Raw genomic sequence first — 238 nt, 5'->3', positions numbered from 1 at the left:
TCGGCAGGCGCATCATCCAGTCGATGACGGCAAACAGATCCAGTATGCGCTGCCGGTTCCAACCCTGCCGGTAAAGCAAACGCACAAGGCTGAGCTTGGCCCGATAGCGGGCTTGCGGGTCGCCTTTGGTCTGACGGGTGCGCAGATGCGCCATGGTAACAAGGGCGAAGGGATTGGCGCTCGCCTCAAGTGACTCGATGCGGTCCGCATAGTCGATGAGTTTGACGACCGGAAATTC

Annotated in this window: 1 pseudogene; it reads right to left on the bottom strand. The window is 59.7% G+C overall.

The window, feature by feature from the left end:
* Positions 1-238: pseudogene (locus BQ17_RS15445) on the bottom strand (cytosolic protein); the annotation flags it as partial.

It is taken from the genome of Candidatus Thiosymbion oneisti, assembly GCF_900092655.1.
GTDB lineage: Bacteria > Pseudomonadota > Gammaproteobacteria > Chromatiales > Chromatiaceae > Thiosymbion > Thiosymbion oneisti.
Note: the sequence above shows the minus strand (reverse complement) of the source record. Positions and strands in the feature narration are given on the sequence as shown.